This window comes from Microbacterium sp. MEJ108Y (assembly GCF_000834175.1).
Taxonomy (GTDB): domain Bacteria; phylum Actinomycetota; class Actinomycetes; order Actinomycetales; family Microbacteriaceae; genus Microbacterium; species Microbacterium forte.
The window spans coordinates 1-21,955 of record NZ_JXQX01000020.1; the positions used below are offsets into that span (position 1 = coordinate 1).

The 21,955-nt window shown below is 68.1% G+C and carries 19 protein-coding genes; 4 read left to right on the forward strand and 15 right to left on the reverse strand.

The features are described from left to right. Window positions 1-445 (reverse strand): AAA family ATPase (locus RU09_RS11040; RefSeq protein WP_042540564.1); only part of this gene is annotated, 445 nt, incomplete at its 3' end. A 111-nt stretch (window positions 446-556) separates the two neighbouring features. Between RU09_RS11040 and RU09_RS11045 the strand changes: the two genes are divergently transcribed. Then, on the forward strand, window positions 557-853 hold the full coding sequence (locus tag RU09_RS11045) for a hypothetical protein (protein ID WP_042540565.1): 297 nt from the start codon (window positions 557-559) through the stop codon (window positions 851-853). An 83-nt stretch (window positions 854-936) separates the two neighbouring features. Here the strand turns inward: RU09_RS11045 and RU09_RS11050 are convergent, their stop codons facing one another. Genes RU09_RS11050 through nirB form a run of 4 tightly spaced genes read right to left on the reverse strand, consistent with a single transcriptional unit; the run spans window position 937 to window position 5,769 of the window. Next, window positions 937-2,064: a uroporphyrinogen-III synthase gene (locus tag RU09_RS11050; RefSeq protein WP_042540566.1), complete on the reverse strand. Its 1,128-nt coding sequence runs from the start codon at window positions 2,062-2,064 to the stop codon at window positions 937-939. Beyond that, window positions 2,061-2,828, reverse strand: coding sequence for a uroporphyrinogen-III C-methyltransferase (cobA, locus tag RU09_RS11055; protein ID WP_042540568.1), 768 nt, complete (start codon window positions 2,826-2,828; stop codon window positions 2,061-2,063). The genes RU09_RS11050 and cobA overlap by 4 nt, the downstream gene beginning before the upstream one ends. After that, window positions 2,825-3,193 (reverse strand): nitrite reductase small subunit NirD, encoded by a 369-nt coding sequence (nirD, locus tag RU09_RS11060; RefSeq protein ID WP_042540570.1) that lies wholly within the window; start codon window positions 3,191-3,193, stop codon window positions 2,825-2,827. Before nirD ends, cobA begins: the two co-directional genes overlap by 4 nt. Further along, window positions 3,190-5,769 carry a nitrite reductase large subunit NirB gene (gene nirB / locus RU09_RS11065; RefSeq protein WP_197066010.1) on the reverse strand — a complete coding sequence of 860 codons (2,580 nt, stop codon included), beginning with the start codon at window positions 5,767-5,769 and terminating at the stop codon, window positions 3,190-3,192. The genes nirD and nirB overlap by 4 nt, the downstream gene beginning before the upstream one ends. Before the next feature lie 215 nt (window positions 5,770-5,984). Here nirB and RU09_RS11070 point away from each other — a divergent pair, with 215 nt between their 5' ends. Beyond that, complete coding sequence (locus RU09_RS11070; RefSeq protein ID WP_079112825.1) at window positions 5,985-7,343, forward strand: DUF349 domain-containing protein; 1,359 nt, start codon at window positions 5,985-5,987, stop codon at window positions 7,341-7,343. 61 nt (window positions 7,344-7,404) lie between these two features. Further along, window positions 7,405-7,956, forward strand: a complete 552-nt coding sequence (locus RU09_RS11075) for a type IV toxin-antitoxin system AbiEi family antitoxin (protein ID WP_052492944.1) — start codon at window positions 7,405-7,407, stop codon at window positions 7,954-7,956. On the opposite strand, the gene RU09_RS11080 is transcribed toward RU09_RS11075, so the two are convergent. The 8 genes from RU09_RS11080 to RU09_RS11115 form a co-directional block, all read right to left on the reverse strand. After that, window positions 7,943-10,192, reverse strand: coding sequence for a RelA/SpoT family protein (locus RU09_RS11080; protein ID WP_042540575.1), 2,250 nt, complete (start codon window positions 10,190-10,192; stop codon window positions 7,943-7,945). The genes RU09_RS11075 and RU09_RS11080 overlap by 14 nt on opposite strands. 68 nt (window positions 10,193-10,260) lie before the next feature. Next, window positions 10,261-11,250: a protein translocase subunit SecF gene (gene secF / locus RU09_RS11085; protein ID WP_042540578.1), complete on the reverse strand. Its 990-nt coding sequence runs from the start codon at window positions 11,248-11,250 to the stop codon at window positions 10,261-10,263. Then, a complete protein-coding gene (gene secD, locus RU09_RS11090) occupies window positions 11,250-12,980 on the reverse strand; it encodes a protein translocase subunit SecD (protein WP_042540580.1) in 1,731 nt (576 codons plus the stop codon). Before secD ends, secF begins: the two co-directional genes overlap by 1 nt. Window positions 12,981-13,032: 52 nt before the next feature. Continuing rightward, the gene (locus tag RU09_RS11095; protein ID WP_042540582.1) at window positions 13,033-13,434 is read right to left on the reverse strand and encodes a preprotein translocase subunit YajC; all 402 of its coding nucleotides are present in this window, start codon (window positions 13,432-13,434) and stop codon (window positions 13,033-13,035) included. A gap of 80 nt (window positions 13,435-13,514) precedes the next feature. Further along, the gene (gene ruvB / locus RU09_RS11100; protein WP_042540584.1) at window positions 13,515-14,540 is read right to left on the reverse strand and encodes a Holliday junction branch migration DNA helicase RuvB; all 1,026 of its coding nucleotides are present in this window, start codon (window positions 14,538-14,540) and stop codon (window positions 13,515-13,517) included. Continuing rightward, window positions 14,533-15,138: a Holliday junction branch migration protein RuvA gene (gene ruvA, locus RU09_RS11105; RefSeq protein WP_042540586.1), complete on the reverse strand. Its 606-nt coding sequence runs from the start codon at window positions 15,136-15,138 to the stop codon at window positions 14,533-14,535. Before ruvA ends, ruvB begins: the two co-directional genes overlap by 8 nt. A gap of 9 nt (window positions 15,139-15,147) precedes the next feature. After that, on the reverse strand, window positions 15,148-15,732 hold the full coding sequence (gene ruvC / locus RU09_RS11110) for a crossover junction endodeoxyribonuclease RuvC (RefSeq protein WP_042540588.1): 585 nt from the start codon (window positions 15,730-15,732) through the stop codon (window positions 15,148-15,150). 45 nt (window positions 15,733-15,777) lie between these two features. Then, a complete protein-coding gene (locus RU09_RS11115) occupies window positions 15,778-16,539 on the reverse strand; it encodes a YebC/PmpR family DNA-binding transcriptional regulator (protein ID WP_042540590.1) in 762 nt (253 codons plus the stop codon). 157 nt (window positions 16,540-16,696) lie between these two features. Here RU09_RS11115 and RU09_RS11120 point away from each other — a divergent pair, with 157 nt between their 5' ends. After that, window positions 16,697-18,076, forward strand: coding sequence for a pyridoxal phosphate-dependent decarboxylase family protein (locus RU09_RS11120; protein ID WP_042540592.1), 1,380 nt, complete (start codon window positions 16,697-16,699; stop codon window positions 18,074-18,076). Between the two features lie 29 nt (window positions 18,077-18,105). On the opposite strand, the gene RU09_RS11125 is transcribed toward RU09_RS11120, so the two are convergent. Then, window positions 18,106-21,465, reverse strand: coding sequence for an ATP-binding protein (locus RU09_RS11125; RefSeq protein WP_042540594.1), 3,360 nt, complete (start codon window positions 21,463-21,465; stop codon window positions 18,106-18,108). Next, window positions 21,462-21,955, reverse strand: a 494-nt coding sequence (locus RU09_RS11130) for a DUF4194 domain-containing protein (RefSeq protein ID WP_042540596.1), incomplete at its 5' end; no start/stop codon positions are given. The genes RU09_RS11130 and RU09_RS11125, both read right to left, overlap by 4 nt.

A 21,955-nucleotide genomic window follows, 5' to 3' on the forward strand; every position in this document is an offset into this window, starting at 1 on the left:
GGGTCCCCTCGGTGGTCGCGGCGATCAGCAGGACCCACCCGTTCTCGACGCCGGGCAGCAGCGCGTCCTGCTGCGCCTTGGTGAATCGATGGATCTCGTCGAGGAACAGGATCGTGGTCTGGCCGTAGAGGTCCCGCTGGGTGATCGCCTCCTGCATGACCTCGCGCACGTCTTTGACGCCGGCGGTGATCGCCGAGAGCTCGACGAACCTGCGCCCGGATGAGCGCGCGATCGCCTGAGCGAGGGTGGTCTTGCCGGTGCCGGGCGGCCCCCACAGGATGATCGAGACGGCACCCGGGGAGGAGGCAGCGGGATCGGCCAGGGCGACGATGGGAGAACCGGCGCGCAGCAGGTGCTTCTGGCCCGCCACCTCATCGAGCGACACGGGGCGCATGCGCACGGCGAGGGGCGTCTGCCCGGAGAGCAGTGCGGCTGCGGAGGTCATCCGTCCAGGCTAACGCGGGGCACCGACACTTCGGGCAGAACAGGGCGGCGCGATCTCGACGGTAGGCTCTCAGGCGACGTTGCACATTCACGTCGAGTAAGGGAGCACGCAATGGCCGGACGCGGGAAGAGCACGCAGCAGTCGCGCACCGAAGCGGAGCGCGCGCGCCTGCACACAGCCCGCAAGACGTGGCACGAGGGGCAGATCCGCCGCCGTACCCGCGACAACGCGATCGCCGTCGTCGTCGGCGTGCTGATCATCGCCGGCGCCATCGTGAGTCAGGTCGTGCATGCTCAGGTGAACCCACCAGCGCCCTCCCCTACGCCGACCGTCGAACCGACCGACGCTCCGCTGCCGTCGGACCAGGCGACCCCTGAGCCCGCGCCCACGGACGCCCCTGCCGAGTGACCCGCTGAGCGGCTACCCGGCCACCCTCCCGCGCGTCGTGCGATCCGGAGCGCCCGGTGTTCCGGTCGCTGCTGCGACGCCGCTCAGTACTCGGTGACCGCGAGACGATAGCCCCGCTTCACCACGGTGTGCACGAGCTCGTTACCGCCGAGCGCCTCCCGCAGCCGTGCGACGGCGACCTCGACCGCGTGTCCGTTGCGCTCCGCCCCCGGAAGCACCCCGCCGAGTTCGGCTCGCGAGAGCACGCGGCCCCCTGCCGAGGCCAGTGCCTCGATCAGCGCTGCCGCCGACCGGGAGAGCGGGATGAACGCACCGTCCACGAGGACTCCGCCGCTGCGCACCTCGACGAGTCCGGCATCGGTCGGCAGAGACGGCGCCTTCCCCCCTCCGAAGTGCGCGATGACGGTTCGGGCGAGCGATCCGAGACGCCCCCGGTCGGCGATCGTGGTGCGAAGGTTCGCGGTGTGCAGAGGCGCGGCGGTGATCGGCCCCACGCAGGCGAGCAGGAGGCGCCCCGACTCGGCGCGCCTCCTGACGCTCTCCAGCGCGCCGGATTCCTCGGCGAACGCGATCCACGATGCCGCTCCCGGGGCCGACGTGAACAGCACGGCGTCTGCCTCCCCGCCGGCCGCTTGAAGCGCCGAGCGTCGCACCACGTCCGGGTCCGGAGGAGGGCCCCAGCGGTAGACGGTGATGCTCAGCACCTCTGCGCCGGCACCCGTCAGCAACTCGTCGAGTCCGTCCGCGCCGGCGCCGTGATGCTGCACGAGGATCCGCTTCCCCGCCACTCCGGAGGCGAGGAGGTACTCGCCGACCTCGGCCGATGTCTCGGACTCGGCGACCCAGTCGGCCGTGAAGCCCGCCTGCTGGATCGCACCGTGCGCCTTCGGGCCCCGAGCGACGAAGTGCGCACCCTGCAGGGCTCGGTCGAGCTGCCCGTCGAGGCCGTTCTCGTGCGCGGCATCCATCCATCCGCGGAACCCGACCCCGGTGGTGACGATCACGATGTCCGGTGGAGAAGCGATCACTCGCTCGGTGCGAGCGAGCAGTTCGGCGTCGTCGGAGTTGGTGACGATGCTCAGCGCGGGTGCTCGATGGACGACCGCGCCCCGCCGCTCGAGAGCGGTCGCCAGATCGACCGAGCGACGGTCGGCGGCGACGATGATCGTGCACCCGGCCAGCGCGGAGTCGAGTGCGCGCGCAGTGGTCATGTCATGCTCTCCGCGATCATCGCCGGTGTCGGCAGCAGCAGCCCTGCCCGGGCGACTTCGCCGATCACGATCACGGCCGGATTCACCACCTGGGCCGAGGCCGCATCCGTGGCCGCCTGCGCGAGGGTGCTGCGGATCGTCCGCTGCCTCTCGGTGTGCCCGTTCTCGACGATCGCCACGGGGATGTCCCCCGGCACGCCGTGCGAGACGGCTGAAGCGGCCAGGCGAGGCAGCGACGCCACCCCCATCAGGATCACGGTGGTGACGGACGGATCGGACATGGACGCGATCGCGCTCGCGGTGAGGTCGCCGTGGCCGTTGAGGATGTGCACGGCCGACGCGACGCCGCGGTGGGTCACGGGGATGCCCGCGGACTGAGGCACGGAGATCGCACTGCTGACACCCGGTGTGACACTGACCGGCACGCCGGCGGCCTCACACGCGAGCACCTCCTCGCCCCCGCGCCCGAGAACGAACGGGTCCCCACCCTTGAGGCGAACCACCCGATGCCCTGCGAGAGCGCGGTCCACCAGGAGAGCGTCGATCTCGTGCTGCGGCACCGGATGATGTCCCGGGCGTTTGCCGACGTCGATGATCTCGACATGCGGTGGCAGCTCGTGCCTGAGCTCCTCGAACGGACCGAGGCGATCGGCGATCACGACATCCGCCGCCATGAGCAGTCGATACGCGCGCACCGTCATGAGATCAGCCGGACCCGGCCCGCCGCCGATCAGGTCGACCCTGCCCACTCGTGCGCGTCTCATGGGCCCGTGCTCTCCGGCGGCCCGACGTACACGGTGCCGTCGTCGATCGCGACCGGCCACACCCGCAGCGCCGCAGGCGGCTTGCCGTGGGTCTCGAGGCACTCGCCTGTGCGCAGATCGAAGACCTGCTTGTGCAGTGGAGAGGCGACGGTGGGAGTGTCCCCCCGGCTGCCCACGATCCCGCGTGAGATGACGTGCGCACCCGAGAAGGGGTCGAGGTTGTCGACGCCGAGCACCGTCCCGTCGGAAAGGAGGAACAGCGCCACCTGCTGTCCATCGATGAGAGCCGCGCGACCCCTCTCGACCTCGAGGTCGCCGATCGTGCAGACCTGCACGTGCGTCGCGGCGTCGATCGCGAGGCTCATCGACGCACCTCCAGCGCGGTCCCGGCGATGAGGACCCCGCCGGTGCGGCGCTCTTCCGCGGTGGCCGGACGGATCTGGCCGCGCTCCGAGACATAGGCGAGCGAAGGATCAGGTGTGTCGGCGGCATTCACGAATGACCGGAACCTCTCGAGCTTGAGGGGGTCGGCGAGGGTCGCCGCCCACTCGTCCTCGTAGCGATCGACGTGCTGCGCCATCGCCTCGTCGAGATCGGCGCAGATACCGAGGCTGTCATCGAAGATCACGCTCCGGAGGCCGTCGAGCCCCCCTTCGAGATCCTCGCACCACGGAGCCGTCCGCTGCAGACGATCGGCCGTGCGGATGTAGTACATGAAGAACCGATCGATGGCCGTGATCAGCCCCTCGTCGTCGAGATCGGAGGCCAGCAGCTGGGCGTGCCGCGGAGTGAATCCGCCGTTCCCGCCCACGTACATGTTCCATCCGGTCTCGGTGGCGATCACGCCGACGTCCTTGCCCCGCGCCTCGGCGCACTCGCGAGCGCACCCGGACACGCCGAGCTTGAGCTTGTGCGGCGCGCGAAGGCCCCGATAGCGGAGCTCGAGCTTGACCGCCATGCCGACGGCGTCGAGCACTCCGTATCGACACCACGTCGAGCCGACGCACGACTTCACCGTGCGCAGCGACTTGCCGTAGGCCTGGCCCGATTCGAAGCCGGCGTCGACCAGACGCTGCCAGATCAGCGGCAGCTGCTCCAGCCGCGCCCCGAACATGTCGATGCGCTGACCGCCGGTGATCTTCGTGTACAGCGCGAAGTCCTTGGCGATCTGCCCGATAGCGATCAGTCCCTCCGGAGTGACCTCTCCGCCGGCCATCCTCGGCACGACCGAGTACGTGCCGTCCTTCTGCATGTTGGCCATCACATGGTCGTTGGTGTCCTGCAGCGTGGCGTTCTCTCCGTCGAGCACATGGGCACCGACGAGGACGGACAGGATGCTGGCGATCGCCGGCTTGCAGATGTCGCACCCGCGCCCGCGCCCGAACCGGTCGACGATCGCACTGAACGTCGTGAGCTGCGCGACCCGCACCGCGTCGAACAGCTGGCGGCGCGAGAGATCGAAGTGCTCGCACAGCGCGTGAGACACGGTCTGACCGAGCTTCGTCAGCTCCTGACCGACGACCTTCTTGACCATCAGGACGCAGGACCCACAGGTGGCGCCTGCCTTCGTGCACCCCTTCACCGCGGCGGCATCGGTGCAGCCCTCCTCGTGCACCGCCTGGCGTATGCGTCCAGCCGTCACGTTGGAGCACGAGCAGACGACGGCCTCGTCCGGCAGCTCGCCGCCTGGCGCCTCATTGCCGCCTTCCGGCAGCAGGTACGCGGCAGGGTCCGCCCCGAGCTTCGCCCCCACCAGGGGGCGCAGGGCGCCGTAGGCTGCCGCGTCTCCGACGAGGATCCCACCGAGCAGCGTCTGCGCGTCGTCCGACAGCACGAGCTTCTTGTAGACCCCGGCGACCGGATCGGCATAGACGACGTCGAGAGCGTTCGGAGTTGTCGCCATCGCATCGCCGAAGCTCGCGACGTCGACGCCCGAGAGCTTGAGCTTCGAGGAGTCGTCGTATCCGGGGAACGCCGCGTCACCGCCGAGGAGTCGGGTGGCTGCGACCTCCGCCATCGCATAGCCGGGTGCCACGAGACCGACGCAGCGACCCTCGAAGCTGGCGACCTCGCCGATCGCCAGGATGTGCGGGTCGGAGGTCGAGCACCGGTCGTCGATGATGATGCCACCCCGTGGATCCACGAGCATCTCCGCGTTGCGTGCGAGCTCGTCGCGTGGGCGGACGCCCACTGTGAAGACGACGACGTCGGCTCTCTCGACGGAACCGTCCTGGAACTCGAGTGCGGTGACCGCACCCGACTCGTCAGGATCGAGACGCGTCGTGCGCGACTGAGTGCGCACCGAGATCCCTCGCGCTTCGAGCAGTCGCTTGAGCATTCCTCCACCTGCGGAGTCCAGCTGCGCCGACATCAGGCGATCCGAATACTGCACGACGGTCGCCTCCACGTCCATCCCCTGCAGTGCGCCGGCAGCCTCGAGACCGAGGAGACCTCCGCCGATGACGGCGCCGCGCAGCGGACGGCCGAGCATCCGGCTCCGCACCGAGACGAACTCCTTGAGCGAGTGCACATCTTCGAGGGTGCGGTAGACGAAGCATCCTGGCAGGTCGGCCCCGTCGACGGCGACCTTGGCGGCGTAGGAGCCTGTGGCGAGCACGAGCGTGTCGTACGGGATGCTCTTTCGCGATCTGGTCGTGACGGTGCGAGCCGAACGGTCGATCCGCAGCACCCTGTCATCGGCCATGAACCGCACGCGGAAGTCGTCGAAGACCGAGGGATCGAGCTCGAGATCCTCCGGCGTCGCCCCCGAGAAGAATCCGGTGAGACCGACCCGGTCGTAGGGCCGGCGTGCCTCGTCGCCGATGACCGTCACATGCATCGGCGTGTCAGCCCGGCTGATCAGGCTCTCGACGAACCGGTGGGCGACCATACCGGCACCCACGACGACGATCTCCTTGGGGGTGAGGAAGACCTCGTTCATACTGCTCCAATCGCCGGGGGACGTCGTGAAGGCGACGATAGGAGCCTGGTGTTTCCCGCATGTGACGCCCGGTGTTTCGTGCGTCGAACGATTCGCTCACAGATCGGTAACGGCCGTTGTGAGATCCGACCACCACATTGCAACCTCGCTCTCGTACTAGGCTGAAGCTCGTCCTTTCCGCCTCCCGCGGGCCCTACCGCGCAAGGAGAATCACCGTGTCTGCCACAGAGCCGTCGAAGCCGACTCCCCCCGTTCCCGCTCCCCCGGCTGCGCCCCTGCCGCGAAAGGTGCCGACGCCGGCTGCCGTCGCGCCGGCAGCTGCCGCCGCCAGCGCCGCGTCGTCCTCCGACGCCGCGAAGTGGGGCCGCGTCACAGACGACGGCACCGTCGAGGTCCGCGAGGGCGAGGACTGGCGCGTCGTCGGACAGTACCCTGACGGCACCCCCGACGAGGCGCTCGCCTACTTCGTGCGCAAGTACGAGGACATCGCTTTCAAGGTGCACACGCTCGAGCAGCGCCACCAGGCCGGGGGCGCCTCCGCCGCCGACCTCGTCAAGCAGGCGGGCCATCTTCTCGCCGAGGCGACGGATGCGGCCGCCGTCGGCGACCTCGCCGGACTCCGCGAGCGACTGAACGCCCTGACCTCCTCGCTCTCCGAGGCGACGGCTCAGGAGGCCCAGCAGGCGAAGGAACTGGTCGACAAGGCCATCGCCGATCGCACGGCCCTCGTCGAGCGTGCCGAGGAGATCGCCGCCCGCGACCTGTCGAAGGTGCAGTGGAAGCAGGTCACCGCTGAGCTCGGCGAGCTCTTCGACGCCTGGCAGGCACAGCAGCAGAACGGTCCGCGCCTGTCGAAGGGCGTCTCGCAGCAGCTCTGGAAGCGGTTCCGCGATGCACGCGGCACGGTCGACAAGGCACGCCGCGCGTTCTACTCCGAGCTCGACGACACGCACAAGACCGCCCGCGACGCGAAGACTCGTCTGGTCGAGCGCGCAGAGGCACTCGCACCGCGCGGCGTCGACGGCATCCCTGCGTACCGCACCCTGCTCGACGAATGGAAGGCCGCCGGCCGCGCCGGACGCAAGGCAGACGACGCGCTGTGGGCACGGTTCAAGGCGGCGGGAGACGCGCTGTACTCGGCACGGGCCGAGCAGTCGGCTGCGGAAGAGGCAGACTCCGCTCCGAAGATCGAGGCTCGCCAGGCTCTGCTCGAAGAGGCGAAGGCCGTGGCCGATGAGCCCAACATCAAGCGCGCCCGCGCGCTGCTCACCGGCATCCAGCGCCAGTGGGACGAGATCGGTCGCATCTTCCCCCGAGACAAGGAGCGGGCGCTCGACGATCGCCTCCGCGTGATCGAGCAGGCTCTCAAGGCTCGTGAAGAAGTCGACTGGAAGAAGAACAACCCCGAGACCAAGGCGCGCGCCAACGACATGAGCTCGCAGCTCCTCGAGGCGATCGAGAAGCTCGAGGCCGAGCTCGCCGCCGCAGAGAAGTCGGGAGACAAGAAGGCCGCCAAGGCCGCAGCGGATGCTCTCGAAGCGCGCCGCGCCTGGCTGAACGCGCTCGGCGGCTGACCTTCTCCACAGATCCTCCGATCGACACGGAACGCGGGGTGCACCGCGCCAGACTGGCGTGATGCACCCCGCGTTCCTGTATCTGCCCGGTGAACGGCTCACGATCCCCGAGCTCAGCGCGGCGAGGATCGACGGGCACCTGGTCGATCTCGGCGAGGGCTACATTCCCGCCGATCTCATCGAGAGCCCGAGCGCGAGGGCGGCTGCGATCGCGGCCCTCGTCCCCGCCGACACAGCTGCCTCCGGTCCATCGGCCGCATGGATTCACGGGGCCGGTGATGCTCCGCCCGCTCGCCACCATGTCCGACGTGCGGTCGGCCACCGCATCCGCGCAGCGCTGCCCCCTCGGGTGATCCTGCACGACACCGCGCTGTCTCGCACGCACATCGAGCTGATCGGCGGGGTGCCCGTCATGACGCCCCAGCGCACGATGGTCGATCTCGCCCTCGGCCTGCACCGCGACGAGTCGCTGCGGCGATGGATGCTGCTGCTGGCCGACACCGAGCCGGCCCTCGTCTCGGTCGCACTCAGCGAGATCGACACCATGATCCGCGTGCCGGGAAAGCGGGCCGGTCGCGGTGCACTCGAAAGGCTCCTCGTCAGGACGAGGTGACGCGGTAGACGTCGTACACCGCATCGATGCGACGCACGGCGTTCAGCACGCGGTCGAGGTGCACGGCATCGCCCATCTCGAACACGAAGCGGCTGATCGCGAGGCGCTCGTCCGTGGTGCTGACCGTCGCCGACAGGATGTTGACGTGGTGCTCACTGAGCACACGGGTCACATCCGAGAGAAGACCCGAACGGTCGAGAGCCTCGACCTGGATCTGCACGCGGAACACGCTCTTGGTCGTCGGCGCCCAGGACACCTCGACGAATCGGTCCTCGTCGCTCTCGAGCGCCTTGACGTTCGGGCAATCCGTGCGGTGCACCGACACGCCACTGCCACGGGTGACGAACCCGACGATCGCGTCGCCGGGCACCGGGGTGCAGCACTTCGCGACCTTGACCAGGATGTCGGATGCACCACGCACGAGCACTCCGGAATCGCCGGAGCGGGGCTCGCGCGAGGGCATGCTGCCGGGGAGGTCGATCGGACCTGTGGCGGGGTCGGTCGCCGCGACCAGCGCGGTGACCTTCTCGAGCACCGACTGCGTCGAGACATGCCCCTCGCCCACAGCGGCATACAGGGCCGAGACGTCCTCGTAGCGGAGCTGGTGGGCTACCTCGGCGAACGAGTCCTGGCTCATCAACCGCTGCAGCGGCATGTTCTGGCGGCGCATCGCGCGAGCGATGGCCTCCTTGCCCTGCTCGATGGCCTCTTCACGACGTTCCTTCGTGAACCATCCGCGGATCTTGTTACGCGCGCGAGTGCTCTTGACGAAGCCGAGCCAATCCTGACTCGGACCGGCGTCGGGGTTCTTCGAGGTGAAGACCTCGACCACATCGCCGCTCTTGAGCTCCGACTCCAGCGGCACGAGACGACCGTTGACCTTCGAGCCCATCGTGCGGTGACCGATCTCGGTGTGCACGGCATAGGCGAAGTCGACGGGTGTCGCACCGGCCGGGAGACCGACCACGCGACCCTTGGGAGTGAAGACGTAGACCTCTTTGGCGCCGATCTCGAACCGCAGGGAGTCGAGGAACTCCCCCGGGTCGGCCGTCTCGGCCTGCCAGTCGGAGATGTGGGCGAGCCAGGCCATGTCGCTGTCCGACGCGCGGACCTCGGCCTTCCCGCCGTTCATCCGCTCCTTGTACATCCAGTGTGCGGCGACACCGTACTCCGCCTGCTGGTGCATCTCATGCGTGCGGATCTGGATCTCGACCGTGCGTCCGGACGGACCGATCACCGTGGTGTGCAGCGACTGGTACAGGTTGAACTTCGGGGTCGCGATGTAGTCCTTGAAGCGCCCGGGAAGAGGGGTCCACCGCGCGTGGATCGCCCCGAGCACGGCGTAGCAGTCGCGAACGGAGGCGACGAGCACCCGGATGCCGATGAGGTCGTAGATGTCGTCGAACTCGCGGCCTCGCACCACCATCTTCTGGTAGACGGAGTACAGCTGCTTCGGGCGTCCGACGACCTTGCCGCGGATGCGCAGATCGCGCAGATCCTCGTCGATCTCCTCGACGACCTGAGCGAGATACTTCTCGCGCTGCGGCGTGCGCTGCGCGATGAGGTTGTGGATCTCGTTGTAGATCTTCGGATGCAGCACGGCGAACGAGAGGTCTTCGAGCTCCGACTTGATCGCCTGGATGCCGAGGCGGTTGGCGAGAGGCGCGTAGATCTCGAGCGTCTCCTTCGCCTTCTTCGCGGCCTTCTCAGGAGGGACGAAGCCCCAGGTGCGGGCGTTGTGCAGCCGGTCGGCGAGCTTGATCAGCAGAACGCGGATGTCCTTCGACATCGCGACGATCATCTTGCGGACGGTCTCGGCCTGCGCGCTCTCGCCGTACTTGACCTTGTCGAGCTTGGTGACGCCGTCGACGAGCATCGCGACCTCGTCGCCGAACTCCGCGGTGAGGTCGGTGAGGGCGTAGCCGGTGTCCTCGACGGTGTCGTGCAGCAGCGCTGCGGCGATCGCTCGAGGGCCGAGGCCCATCTCGGCGAGGATCTGTGCGACAGCGAGCGGGTGCGTGATGTACGGCTCACCGCTCTGCCGCTGCTGCCCTGCGTGCTTCTCCTTCGCGACGGCGTAGGCGCGTTCGATGACGGCCAGATCGCCCTTGGGGTGATTCGCACGCACCGTGCGGATCAGATTGTCGAGGTCGTTGATCCTGGGCGCGCGGGAGAAGATGCGGGGAACCAGTCGTCTCAGGCTGGAGCCCTGCGACGCCGTCTGCGGTTCCGCCATCCGCTCACCTCCGAATCACAACAGTTTACGCGTGCCCTGCGGGGTGCGGCCCCGAGGAGCGGGGACGATCAGGCTTCTGCGGCTGCGAGGCTTCGCGCCTCGCGGATCTTCGCGTCGCGCGCCGCGATCTGCGGCTCGTTCTCGCGGAACAGCGAGTAGAGCGGAGCAGCCACGAACAGCGTCGAGTAGGTCGCGACCAGGATGCCGACGAAGATCGAGAGCGAGATGTCCGTGAGCGACTCGGCACCGAGCCAGAAGGCGCCGATGAAGAGCACCGCTCCCACCGGCAGAGCGGCCACGACCGAGGTGTTGATCGATCGGACCAGCGTCTGGTTCACCGCGAGGTTGACCGACTCGCCGAACGTCCGAGACGAGTTCTCGCCGTCCTCCGTCGTGTTCTCCCTGATCTTGTCGAACACCACCGTCGTGTCGTACAGCGAATAGGCGAGGATCGTGAGGAAACCGATCACCGCCGGGGGCGAGATCTCGAAACCGGCGAGGGCGTAGACGCCGACGGTGATCACGAGCACATCCAGAAGGCCGACGATCGCAGCCGCGGACATCTTCCAGGTGCGGAAGTAGATGGCGAGGATCAGGAAGGTCAGTGCGAGGAAGATCGCAAGTCCCCACAACGACTGCCTGGTGACGTTCTCGCCCCATGCTGGGCCGATGAACGACGACGTCACGCTGTCGGGTTCCACTCCGAAGGCATCGGCCAGAGCGTTGGAGACCTGCTGGGTCTCATCCGCGCCCATCTGATCGGTCTGCACGCGGATGTCACTGCCGTTGATGACGACGACCTTGGTCGCTGCACCCGGCACGACGGACTGCACTGCGTCGGTCGCGGTCCGCTGGTCGGTGCTGTCGGGCGCCTGGACTGTGAACTGCGACCCGCCGGTGAACTCGATCGAGAACTGGATCGGGCGCAGGAGGGGCACCAGCGCCGAACCGACGACCAGGGCGATCGCGATGATGAACCACAGGCGGCGCTTGGCGACGAACGGGAAAGAGGTCTTTCCCGAGTACAGGTTGTTGCCGAACTCATTCATGGAAGCCATCAGGCGTCCCCCTCGCTTCCGGTGCGGCTGGATCTGTCACCGGCTAGTGCTTCGGCGCGCTTGCGCTCCGCGATGGTCTGACGGCGCTCGGCTTCACCCTTGGCCCTGGCGTTCTTCGCCCCGCGCCCCGCCGTGGCCGTCGGCACCTGACGGAACTGCGACCGGCTGCGGTACACCGCGCCCAGCGATTCGGGGTCGAGGCCCGAGAGCTTGTGTCCGCCGCCGAAGAACTTCGTGCGAGCGAGCAGCTGCATCACCGGGTGGGTGAAGATCACGAAGATGAACACGTCGATGAGGGTCGTCAGACCCAGTGTGAAGGCGAAGCCCTTCACCGTGGAGTCAGCGAGGATGTACAGCACGACGGCCGCGAGGATGTTGATCGACTTCGAGATGTAGATGGTCCGCTTGGCTCTGCCCCAGCCGTCTTCGACCGCCGAAGTGATGGACTTGCCGTCGCGCAGCTCGTCTCGGATCCTCTCGAAGTAGACGATGAAGGAGTCGGCCGTGAAGCCGATCGAGACGATGAGACCCGCGACGCCGGCGAGCGACAGGCGGAACCCGAGTCGCCACGCGAGGATGCAGATGATGACGTAGGTCAGCACCGCCATCACGGCGATCGAGGCGATGATCACGGTTCCGAGCGCGCGATACACGATCAGCGAGTAGATCGCCACGAGAGCGAGACCGATGAGTCCGGCGATGAGGCCGATCTGGAGCTGCTGTGTGCCCAGGGTCGCCGAGATCGTGTCGGAGCTCTGCACCTCGAAGCTGAGCGGCAGCGCGCCGAACTTGAGCTGGTCAGCCAGGGCGGTCGCGGATTCCTGGGTGAAGTCGCCCGAGATGCTGGGGCGGCCGTCGAGGATCTGCCCGTTCATGCGCGGTGCGCTGATGACGGACCCGTCGAGGACGAAGGCGAACTGGTCACGCGGCGAGAGCTCAGCCAGGCGGTTCTGGTTGAGGCGGGTGCTGACCTCGCCGAATGCCTCGGCGCCGTCTCCGTTCATGGTGAGCTGGACGAGCCATGCGCCCGTCCTCGGGTCACGGCCTGCCGAGGCGTCCGTGATCGCATCGCCCGTGAGCTCGGTCGGTCCCAGCAGGTACTTCGCCTGCCCGGAGGGATCGCACGCGATGAGCGGCTGATCCTTGGGCGCGTTCGAGGGGTCGTTGTCGGGGTTGGCGCAGTCGTAGGCCTGGAACTCTGCGGCCAGCCGGTCTGTCACCCATGCGAGGTCGCTCGCATCCGTCGGCTCGGCCGTCGGCGTCGCGTTCAGCGAGTCGTCCGGAGTCGGATAGGCCGTCTCATTGCCGTCTTCACCCACGTACTGGTTGGTGCCTGCGGTCGTGGCGAGCACCGGGCGGAACTCGAGCTGCGCGCTGGACTGGATCCGGGCACGCGTCTGCTCGTCGGCGACACCCGGGATCTGAACCACGATGTTGCGGCCGCCCTCCGTGGTGATGTCTGCCTCGGCCACGCCAGACGCGTCGACGCGCTGTCGGATGATCGCCGCCGCCTGATCGAGCTGCTCCGGCGAGGGCGCAGCTCTGTCTTCGGTCTCCGCGCTCAGCACGATCTGCGTGCCGCCCTGGAGGTCGAGCGCGAGCTCAGGAGACCAGGAGCTCTTCTCGAACACGTGGACGCCGAGGGCGTTGATGCCGAAGAGGACGCCCGTCACCAGGAGCAGGCCCATGAGGACCCGCCAGGCATGACGGACCGGGGAAGAAGTGGCCACGTGTGATCAGCTTTCTAAGATGCCGGAGTGCCGAAGTCGTGCAGCGCGAAGACTACTTGTCGTCGGCGTCGCGCTCGAGACGACGACGGGTCTCTTCGGTGGTCTCGATCGCAGGAGCGTCATCGACGATGGGCGCCTCATCGACCACGACGACCGAGTCGTCAGCATCCTCGACGACGGCGTCCTTGGGCTCGACGATGCGGAGGATCGCCTGGCTGTGCACCTCGATGACCGTGCCGGGCGCGATCTCGACGAGCGCGGGCGAGTCGAGGTCATCGTGGTCGTACGCCACGATCGTGCCGTAGAGACCACCCTGCAGGAGCACCTTGACACCGGGAACCGTCTTGGTGGCCTTCTCCTCCTGCTCCGCCTTCATCTGCTTCTGGCGCTTGCGTCCGTTGACGAACATGAACACGACGAGCACGGCGAGAAGGCCGAAGAGGAGGATTTCCATGGGCATGGTGGCGAAGGGCCTTTCTCAGGTGCGCGCACCACAGACGGGCGCGCAGTTCTATCGGGGGAAGTCTTCAGTGATTATAGGTCATCAAGTCGAAGCGCCCCATCGGGGTGCGCGATCCCCAGGTGGGCGTAGGCCTCCGGCATGGCCACTCGACCACGCGGTGTCCGGCCGAGGAATCCGATGCGCACGAGGTACGGCTCGACCACGCTCTCGACGGTCTCCGCCTCCTCGCCGACAGCCACCGCGAGCGTGCTGAGGCCGACCGGCCCGCCGCGGAAGCGACGCACGAGAGCCTCGAGCACGGCGCGGTCGAGACGGTCGAGGCCGATCGGGTCGACGTCGTAGAGCTCGAGCGCGGCCCGGACCCCGTGCAACGAGGCCTCCCCGCCGCCGTGGACGAGCGCATAGTCGCGCACCCGTCGGAGCAGGCGGTTCGCGATTCGCGGTGTACCCCGCGACCGGCGGGCGATCTCAGAGAGCGAATCCCGCGGCAGATCGACGCGCAGCATGAGAGCGGAGCGATCGATGACGCGCTCGAGTTCCGGTTCGTCGTAGAACTCGAGGTGGCCGGTGAATCCGAAGCGGTCGCGCAGCGGGTTCGGGAGCAGGCCCGAGCGAGTGGTGGCGCCGACGAGCGTGAACGGGGCGAGGTCGAGCGGGATGCTGGTCGCTCCCGCGCCTTTGCCGACCATGATGTCGATGCGGAAGTCCTCCATCGCGAGGTACAGCATCTCCTCCGCAGAGCGAGCCATTCGATGGATCTCGTCGATGAACAGCACTTCGCCGGGCACGAGACTCGAGAGCAGGGCGGCGAGGTCGCCGGCATGCTGGATCGCGGGTCCGCTCGAGAGTCGCAGCGGGCGCTCGCTCTCATGCGCGACGATCATCGCCAGCGTGGTCTTGCCGAGTCCAGGAGGACCCGCGAGCAGGATGTGATCCGGCGGACGGTTCTGGATCCGCGCCGCATCGAGCAGGAGCTGGAGCTGCCCACGGACCTTCTGCTGACCGACGAACTCGCCCAGGCTCGTGGGGCGCAGAGCACCCTCGATGGCGAGCTCGGTGTCGTCCGCCGGCTCGGCGGCGTCGCGGACGTCAGACACGCGCCGGCCCCAGGAGAGCCAGAGTGCGGCGCAGGAGCGGCGCGACAGACGCTCGCTCTGCCTCGGATGCCTCGGCGGCCGTCTGCGCGGCGGCCTCGGCGGCGACCTTCTCGGACCACCCGAGGCCGACCAGCGCGGCGGTGACCTGATCGACGACGTCGACTGGGCCGGTCTTCACCGGCTTCGACCCGGCGCCGACGGGATGCACCTTGCCTGCGAGCTGGAGGACGATGAGTTTGGCCGTCTTCGGTCCGATACCGGAGACACGCCGGAACGGCGCGTCGTCCTCGCCGGTCACGGCCTCGGCGATCTGGTCGACGGTGAGGTGCGAGAGCACCCCGAGCGCCGACTTCGGTCCGACGCCCGTGACGCTGATGAGCAGTCCGAAGATCTCCAGCTCGCTGCGATCGGCGAATCCGAACAGAGACAGGGAGTCCTCGCGGACGATCAGGCTCGTGTGCAGCAGCAGCTTCTCGCCGACCGTCGCGGTGTGCGCGACATCGGCGGGAACGGCGACCGAGAATCCGACGCCACCGACGTCGATGATGACCTGATCGGCGGTCGAGTGGAGAACAGCGCCGTGCAGCGAGGAGATCATCCGACCAGCCTACGCACCGGATCGTAGATATGTTCGAGCGACACGCTCCGCATCAGCCCACGCCTTCTGCGCCGGTGTCAGCGACTCCTGCCCTGGTGCGCCGGCAGCGCCGCGTCGCCATGCGTGGCAGAGGGCGATCGCCAGCGCGTCGGCGGCATCCGGCGGTTGCGGAGGAGCATCCAGGCGGAGGATGCGCGCGATCATCGCCTGCACCTGGCGCTTGTCGGCCGAACCATAGCCGGTCACCGCCGCCTTCACCTCGCTCGGAGTGTGCGTCGCTGCGGGAAGACCGGCCTCGGCCGCGAGCAGCAGCGCCACGCCGCTCGCCTGCGCCGTGCCCATCACTGTGTGGGTGTTCTGCTGTGCGAAGACCCGCTCGACGGCGACGGCGTCGGGCCGATGGGTCTCGATCACCTCGCGGATGCCGGCCGCGACCAGCGCGAGCCTCTCACCGATCGGCAGATCGGGCTCGGAGCGGATGACCCCGACGTGCACGAGCGTGCCCCGACGAACCCGATCAACGTCGACCACACCGACACCGCACCGGGTGAGACCGGGGTCGATGCCGAGCACGCGAAGCGAGGAGGAGGTCACTCCCCCAGGCTATGCGTCGCCCCGGATCCCGGGGCGACGCCGCGCCTACGCGTCGTCGTTCTCGAGCTCGGCCTGCACCTCGGGCGTGAGGTCGAAGTTCGTGAAGACGTTCTGCACGTCCTCGCTGTCTTCGAGCGCATCGATGAGGCGGAAGATCTTGCGGGCCGTGTCTGCGTCGATCTCCACCTTGAGGTTCGGAACGAACTCGACGTCGGCGGACTCGTAGTCGATTCCCGCCTCCTGAAGGGCGCTGCGCACGGTGACGAGATCGGTGGCCTCGGTGATGATCTCGAAGCCTTCGGCGTGCGGCTCGATCTCTTCGGCGCCGGCCTCGAGAGCGGCCATCATCACGTCATCTTCGGTGGTCCCCTCGGATCCGACCACGATGACGCCCTTGCGGCTGAAGTTGTAGGCGACGCTGCCGGGGTCCGCGAGCGTTCCGCCGTTGCGGCTGAGCGCGGTGCGCACCTCGGCCGCCGCGCGGTTCTTGTTGTCGGTCAGACACTCGATCATCATGGCGACGCCGTTGGGGCCGTAGCCCTCGTACATGATCGAGGTGTATTCGACAGCCTCGCCACCGATGCCCGCTCCGCGCTTCACCGCGCGGTCGATGTTGTCCTTCGGGACCGAGGTCTTCTTCGCCTTCTGCACGGCGTCGAAAAGGGTCGGGTTGCCCTGCAGGTCAGCTCCGCCCAGCTTGGCGGCGACCTCGATGTTCTTGATGAGCTTGGCCCAGGACTTCGCGCGCCTGGAGTCGATGATGGCCTTCTTGTGCTTCGTGGTGGCCCACTTGGAATGCCCGGACATTATTCTCCGCTCGTCGTATCCGCCGTGGGCACTGCCCAGGGCGTCGTCCATTCTATCGAACCACGCCCGTGAGCTGTGGCGGACGTCCCACCCGTTTCGCAGGGAGGGCGGTCAGCACCCTCTGGCATCACGGGCAGCGCAGGTGTAGTCCTGACTCATGGACGAAAGAGCCGTCGATGACAGAACCCGCGGCCTCGAAGCCGCACACCGCGCAGCAATCGACTTTCTCGGGTCGCTCGACGAGAGACCCGTGTGGCCGCGGGCGAGCCTCGACGAGATGATGTCGGCGTTCGGGGGTCCGTTGCCCGAGGAGGGCACGGATGCCGCGAGCGTGATCGAGGAGATGGCACGACGGGGTGATCCGGGCCTCGTCGCGATTCCGGGAGGCCGCTTCTTCGGGTTCGTGATCGGAGGCACCCACCCCGCCGCTCTCGCCGCAGACTGGCTGGTGTCGACCTGGGACCAGAACTCGGGGTCGGCGACCCTCACCCCGACGACGGTCGCGATGGAGCGCATCGCCGGACAGTGGATGCTCGACCTGTTCGGACTGCCTGAGAGCGCGAGCGTCGGTTTCGTCACGGGCGGCCAGATGGCGAACTTCACGTGCTTGGCGACAGCGCGCAACGCCGTTCTCGCACGAAGCGGCTGGAATCTCTCGGAGAGGGGGCTTCGGCTCGCACCCGCCGTGAGATTCGTCGTCGGCGCCGATCGCCATGGCTCGATCGATCGGGCGGCTCGATTCCTCGGGATAGGAACCGACGAGCTGGTCGTGATCGAATCGGATGACCAGGGCCGCATGAGACCGGAGGCCCTGGAGCACGCCCTCGATCAGGCCACGGGGCCGCTCATCGTCTGCCTTCAGGCGGGCGAGGTGCACACCGGCGCGTTCGACGACTTCGCCGCGCTCATCCCGATCGCGCACGAGCACGGTGCGTGGGTGCATGTCGACGGCGCGTTCGGGCTGTGGGCCGCGGCGTCGCCCTCGCTTCGCCGCCTGACCGAGGGGATGGGTCTGGCTGATTCCTGGGCGACGGATGCGCACAAGACCCTCAATGCTCCGTACGACTGCGGAATGGCGATCGTCCGCGATCCTGCAGACTCGATCGCCGCGTTCCGCACCGGCGGTGACTATCTCGTCTTCACGAGCCTCGATCCCTGGGATGTCACTCCGGAGCTCTCCAGGCGGGCCAGAGGCGTGCCCGCCTGGGCGGCGATGCGCAGCCTCGGGCGCCAGGGAATCGCGCGTCTCATCGACGCACTGCATGAGAACGCCATCGCGATGGCATCCGGACTCGCCTCGATCGACGGCATCCGCATCCTCAACGACGTCGACTACACCCAGGTGATGTTCCGACTCGACTCCGACGACGCGACGCGAGCCCTCGGCGAGGCCGTGCTCGCCGAGGGCACAGCTGCCCTGACAGGCGCCGCGTGGCGTGGTCGCGCGGCGCTGCGATGCTCGATGTCGTCCTGGGCGACGACCCGAGACGACATCGATCGCACAGTCGGCGCGATCCGAACACTCGTGTCGGGCTGATCCGACTCGCCTCGATCACTCGCCCGCGATCACTCGCCCCCGGCCGGCAGGCCCACCTTCGGACGAGCCCAGGAGCGACCGCGGGTGTCCTTCAGGATGTCGTACTCCACGTCGACGTGCGGTTCGATCGCGCTGTACTTGTCGTTCGGCGCTCCGATCACGAGCTGGAAGCCGAGACCCCGCCACGCGCCGATCGCACGTTTCGTGAAGTGCGCATCCGCCTTGATCAGGGCCTCGTCCATGAACACCGGCGCGTAGCGGGGACGCTCGGCTCCCGCGTCGCCGAGTTGGTATCGCAGCGCGGCGCCCACGATGAACGCGACGAGCTCCTGCGACTCTCCACCTGATTTCTCACCGATGTGGTCGTAGAGCGCGACGTGCTCCCGGGTCGTGGCATGGATCCGCTCCGCACTCACCCGCACGTGGTTGCGCACGTCGATGAGCTCGGCGAAGTCCGGTGCCGTCCGCCGCATCCGAGCGATGAGACGACTCATCCTCCGGTAGACGCTCTCGCGATCGGCGTCCGTCCCCGCCGTGTCGATGAGGCCGCGCACCTCGCGCAGCTCCTTGCGGAATCGTCTGCGCGCTTCCGATTGATTCTCGCGCGGCGTGATCTGGAGGCGGTGCTCGTCGTCGTAGAACGGCAGCTCCTCCATGATCCGGTTGATCGGGTCGATGCGATTCTTGATCTCACGCAGCGCGCGCCCGAGCGTCGAGTCCAGACTCGTCAGATCGTTTCCGGAGAGCTTGAGAAGGCTGTCCCGCCACTCGGACTCCAGCTCGTGCAGGCCGTTGGTCTCCAGCGCATCGAGGATCCCCTCGAACTCCGCGACCGACTCGTCGGGGTCGGGCAGGATCGTGAGGGTGTCCCAGCGCTCGAGGAACCCGGTCATCAGGCGTCGCATCTGCTCGCGCTGCTCGGCGTGCGCCGTGGCCGCCGACGTGCGGTCCTCGAGCAGCCTGGTCGCGGCGGTGCGCAACGCGGAGTCGAGATGGGCGAGTCGCTCTGACGCCGTGACGCTGACGGAAGCCTCCGCACCGAGGAAGCGCGCGTCGAGGAAGGAACGGTGCCGCTCGTCGAGCGCGATCTCCGCGGCCTCCGCCGCATCGACGATCCGCTGAGAGGCGTCGACCTGGTCCGTCACTTCGACCCAACGGTCCTGGGCGAGCGTCAGGTCGCCCCCGAGACGGGCGCTCTCGTCACGCAGACGACACGCCCGCTTCCTGAGTTCCTCGGCCTGCGAACGCAGCTCGGCAATCTTCGGGTTCTCGACGGTGACCTCCGCCTCGACCGCGAGCCAGCGCGCACGCTCCGCCTCGACGGCCTCGACGTCGATCTGCTCCCAGGTGAGATCCTCGATCTTCGCGTGCGCCTTCGCGGTGGCCTCGATCCGGTCCAGGTCCGCCTCCGCTTCGGCAGCCGCCGAGGACGCGGCATCCCGTCGGATCTCGAGCTCGCTGACCTGCTCGTCGAGTTCACGCAGACGGCGTGCGTTCGAGAATCCGAGCAGGTTCGCGCGGCCATGCCCGCCGTGGGACCCCCGGTCGCCCTGCGACACCTGTCCCGTGATCGTCAACGCGCGAGGATGCTCGGCGAGCTCGGCCGAGGAATCGACGCAGACGTAGTCGAACCGCTCGCGGAGTCGCTGCTGGAGCCACCCGGTGAAAGGCGTCGACCGATGCTCGAGTCGACCCGGAAGCGTTCTCGGGTCGGCCGGCCGCGACTCGGCGAGACCGGTGTGCATTCCCTCGTAGCTGATCCGCTCCGTGGTGCGCACCGAGTCGATGGCCGCGCGGAATCGTCCGAGGTTCGAGACGTCGATGAGCAGTGTCCGTGCGAACCCGCCGAGCGCCAGGTTGAATGCTTCCCGCCACGGCTCGAACTCGGTGCGCACCTCGATCAGCTCGCCGACGAACGGCAGATCCGTCGGGGCGAGCCCGGCGGCCTGAGCGAGCAGGACTCTCGATTCATGCAGATGTGCCGGGATGCTCCCCCGCAGGTCTCGGGAGCGGTCTCGCTCGGCGCGCACCTGCGCGAGTTCGGTCTCCACGGCTCTGCGAGCGGACTCGGCGTCGGCGAATGCGGCGCGGGCACCTCGGATCCCTGCCTGCGGGAGCTCCCGTCCGATACGGGTCAGCAGGCTCTCGAACGCGGCCGCGTCGTGCACCTCGATGCCGAGCTCGCCGGCGACGGCGTCGAAACGGGACCGCTCACGCCGGACATCTTCGAGACGGCGCTCGACGCCGCGCAGTTCGCGCTGGGCGGTCTCGAGGCGATCGCCTCCGGACTGCCGCAGGACGTCCAGAAGACCCTCCCGCTCGCTGTCCGCGGCGGCGATGAGGGCGTTCTTCTCGCGCACGGCCAGCTGGAGCGCGTGGGTTCGGTCGCGGAGATCCACCTCCACTTCGCGCAGCAGGTCGAGACGACGCTCTGCGCTCCAGAGAGCCGCGAGCGAGTTCGACTCGGAGAAGACCCCGACCTCGTCCACGACCCGCATCCGCTCCGATGCCTCCTCGATGCGCTGGGATATCCCGCGGATCGGCTCGAGAGCCGCCACCTGCTGCTTGGCGACCAGCATCCGGGTGCGTGTGCTCTCCAGCTCGTCGAAGTGAGCGACCACCGCGTCCGCGGTCGCCATCGTCTCGGGTTCCTCGAGCACGAGCTTCTTGTACAGATCGTCCACCGTGGTGATCTGCTGCCCCGCCTGGATGCGGGCGAGAAGACTGATCGCCTTCGCCCCGGAGCCGGCTGCGCCGATGCCGAGCACGGCGTGCAGCCGGGCCGAGAACTCGCGGTCGGTCGCGACGGGGTCGAGTCCGACGGCTCGCACCGACGTGTCGGTGAGGCGGTGAGTCGCGGCGCGCTCCAGCTGCGCGAGGTCGAATGCGCCGTCGACCGTGGCTCGCACTCTCGTGGTGTCCTCGAGCGTTCGCGCGTCCGCAGGGATGTACCACGCGCGGACCGCCGTGAAGCGCGAGCCGTCGTGATCCAACCAGGTCATCGAGACGGCGCTCCAGGTGTCCTCGCCGTCACCGCGCAGCACCCGGAGCTTCGTGCCCTCGTCCGTTCGGGACTCGTCGATCTTGCCGCGCCCGTACGACAGGATGTTGCGCTGCTCATCGCCCCGCGGACGCCCCGTGACACCGCCGTTCGAGGCGCCGTTGAACGGCGTCGTGTGCGGCATCATCAGGGCGATGTAGCCGTCCATGAGCGTGGATTTTCCAGACCCTGACCCACCGCACAGCAGGGTCGCATCCGGCGAGAACCGCACCCGGTGCGGCCCCCCGTCGTATCCGCCCCAGTTGATGAGCTGCAGCTCCTCGGCCACCCACTGCTGGCCGCGGGAGCTCGCGGGGATCATCCCGAAGAGCGTGTCCATCATCGTCATCGCGCCACCACCGCCTGGGCTCGCAGCCACTCCCGCAGCTCCTTGAGCGTCTCGGCGCTGAGCACCACCTCGACGAGCGCGGTGATCCGATACCGCCCGCTGGTCTCCTCCTGCACGATGCCCTCTCGGTCCAGCCGGTCCAGTGCGCTGCGGATCGCCCTCTGCTGCTTCGCGGTTCCGCCGTCGGTGTCGGCGAAGTAGCTGAGGACGGTCTGCTCGACGTCCTCGATGTCGATCCGCACGGATCCCTCGCCGGACGCCGACTCGCGCTGGTAGACGGTTCGCAGGTGCACCAGCACCAGCGTCTCGGCCCGCGAGTACGGCGAATCCTTCAGCAGGACCGGCATCTCGACCTCATCGGAGCGCAGCTGCTGCTTGTAGGCGAATCCGCGTGCGTGATCGATGATCAGTCGCAGGTAGATGTCGTTGAGCCGCGACTCGATGACGTGCTGGTGCTCGATCAGCAGCGTCCACTCGCGCCGGTTGCGCT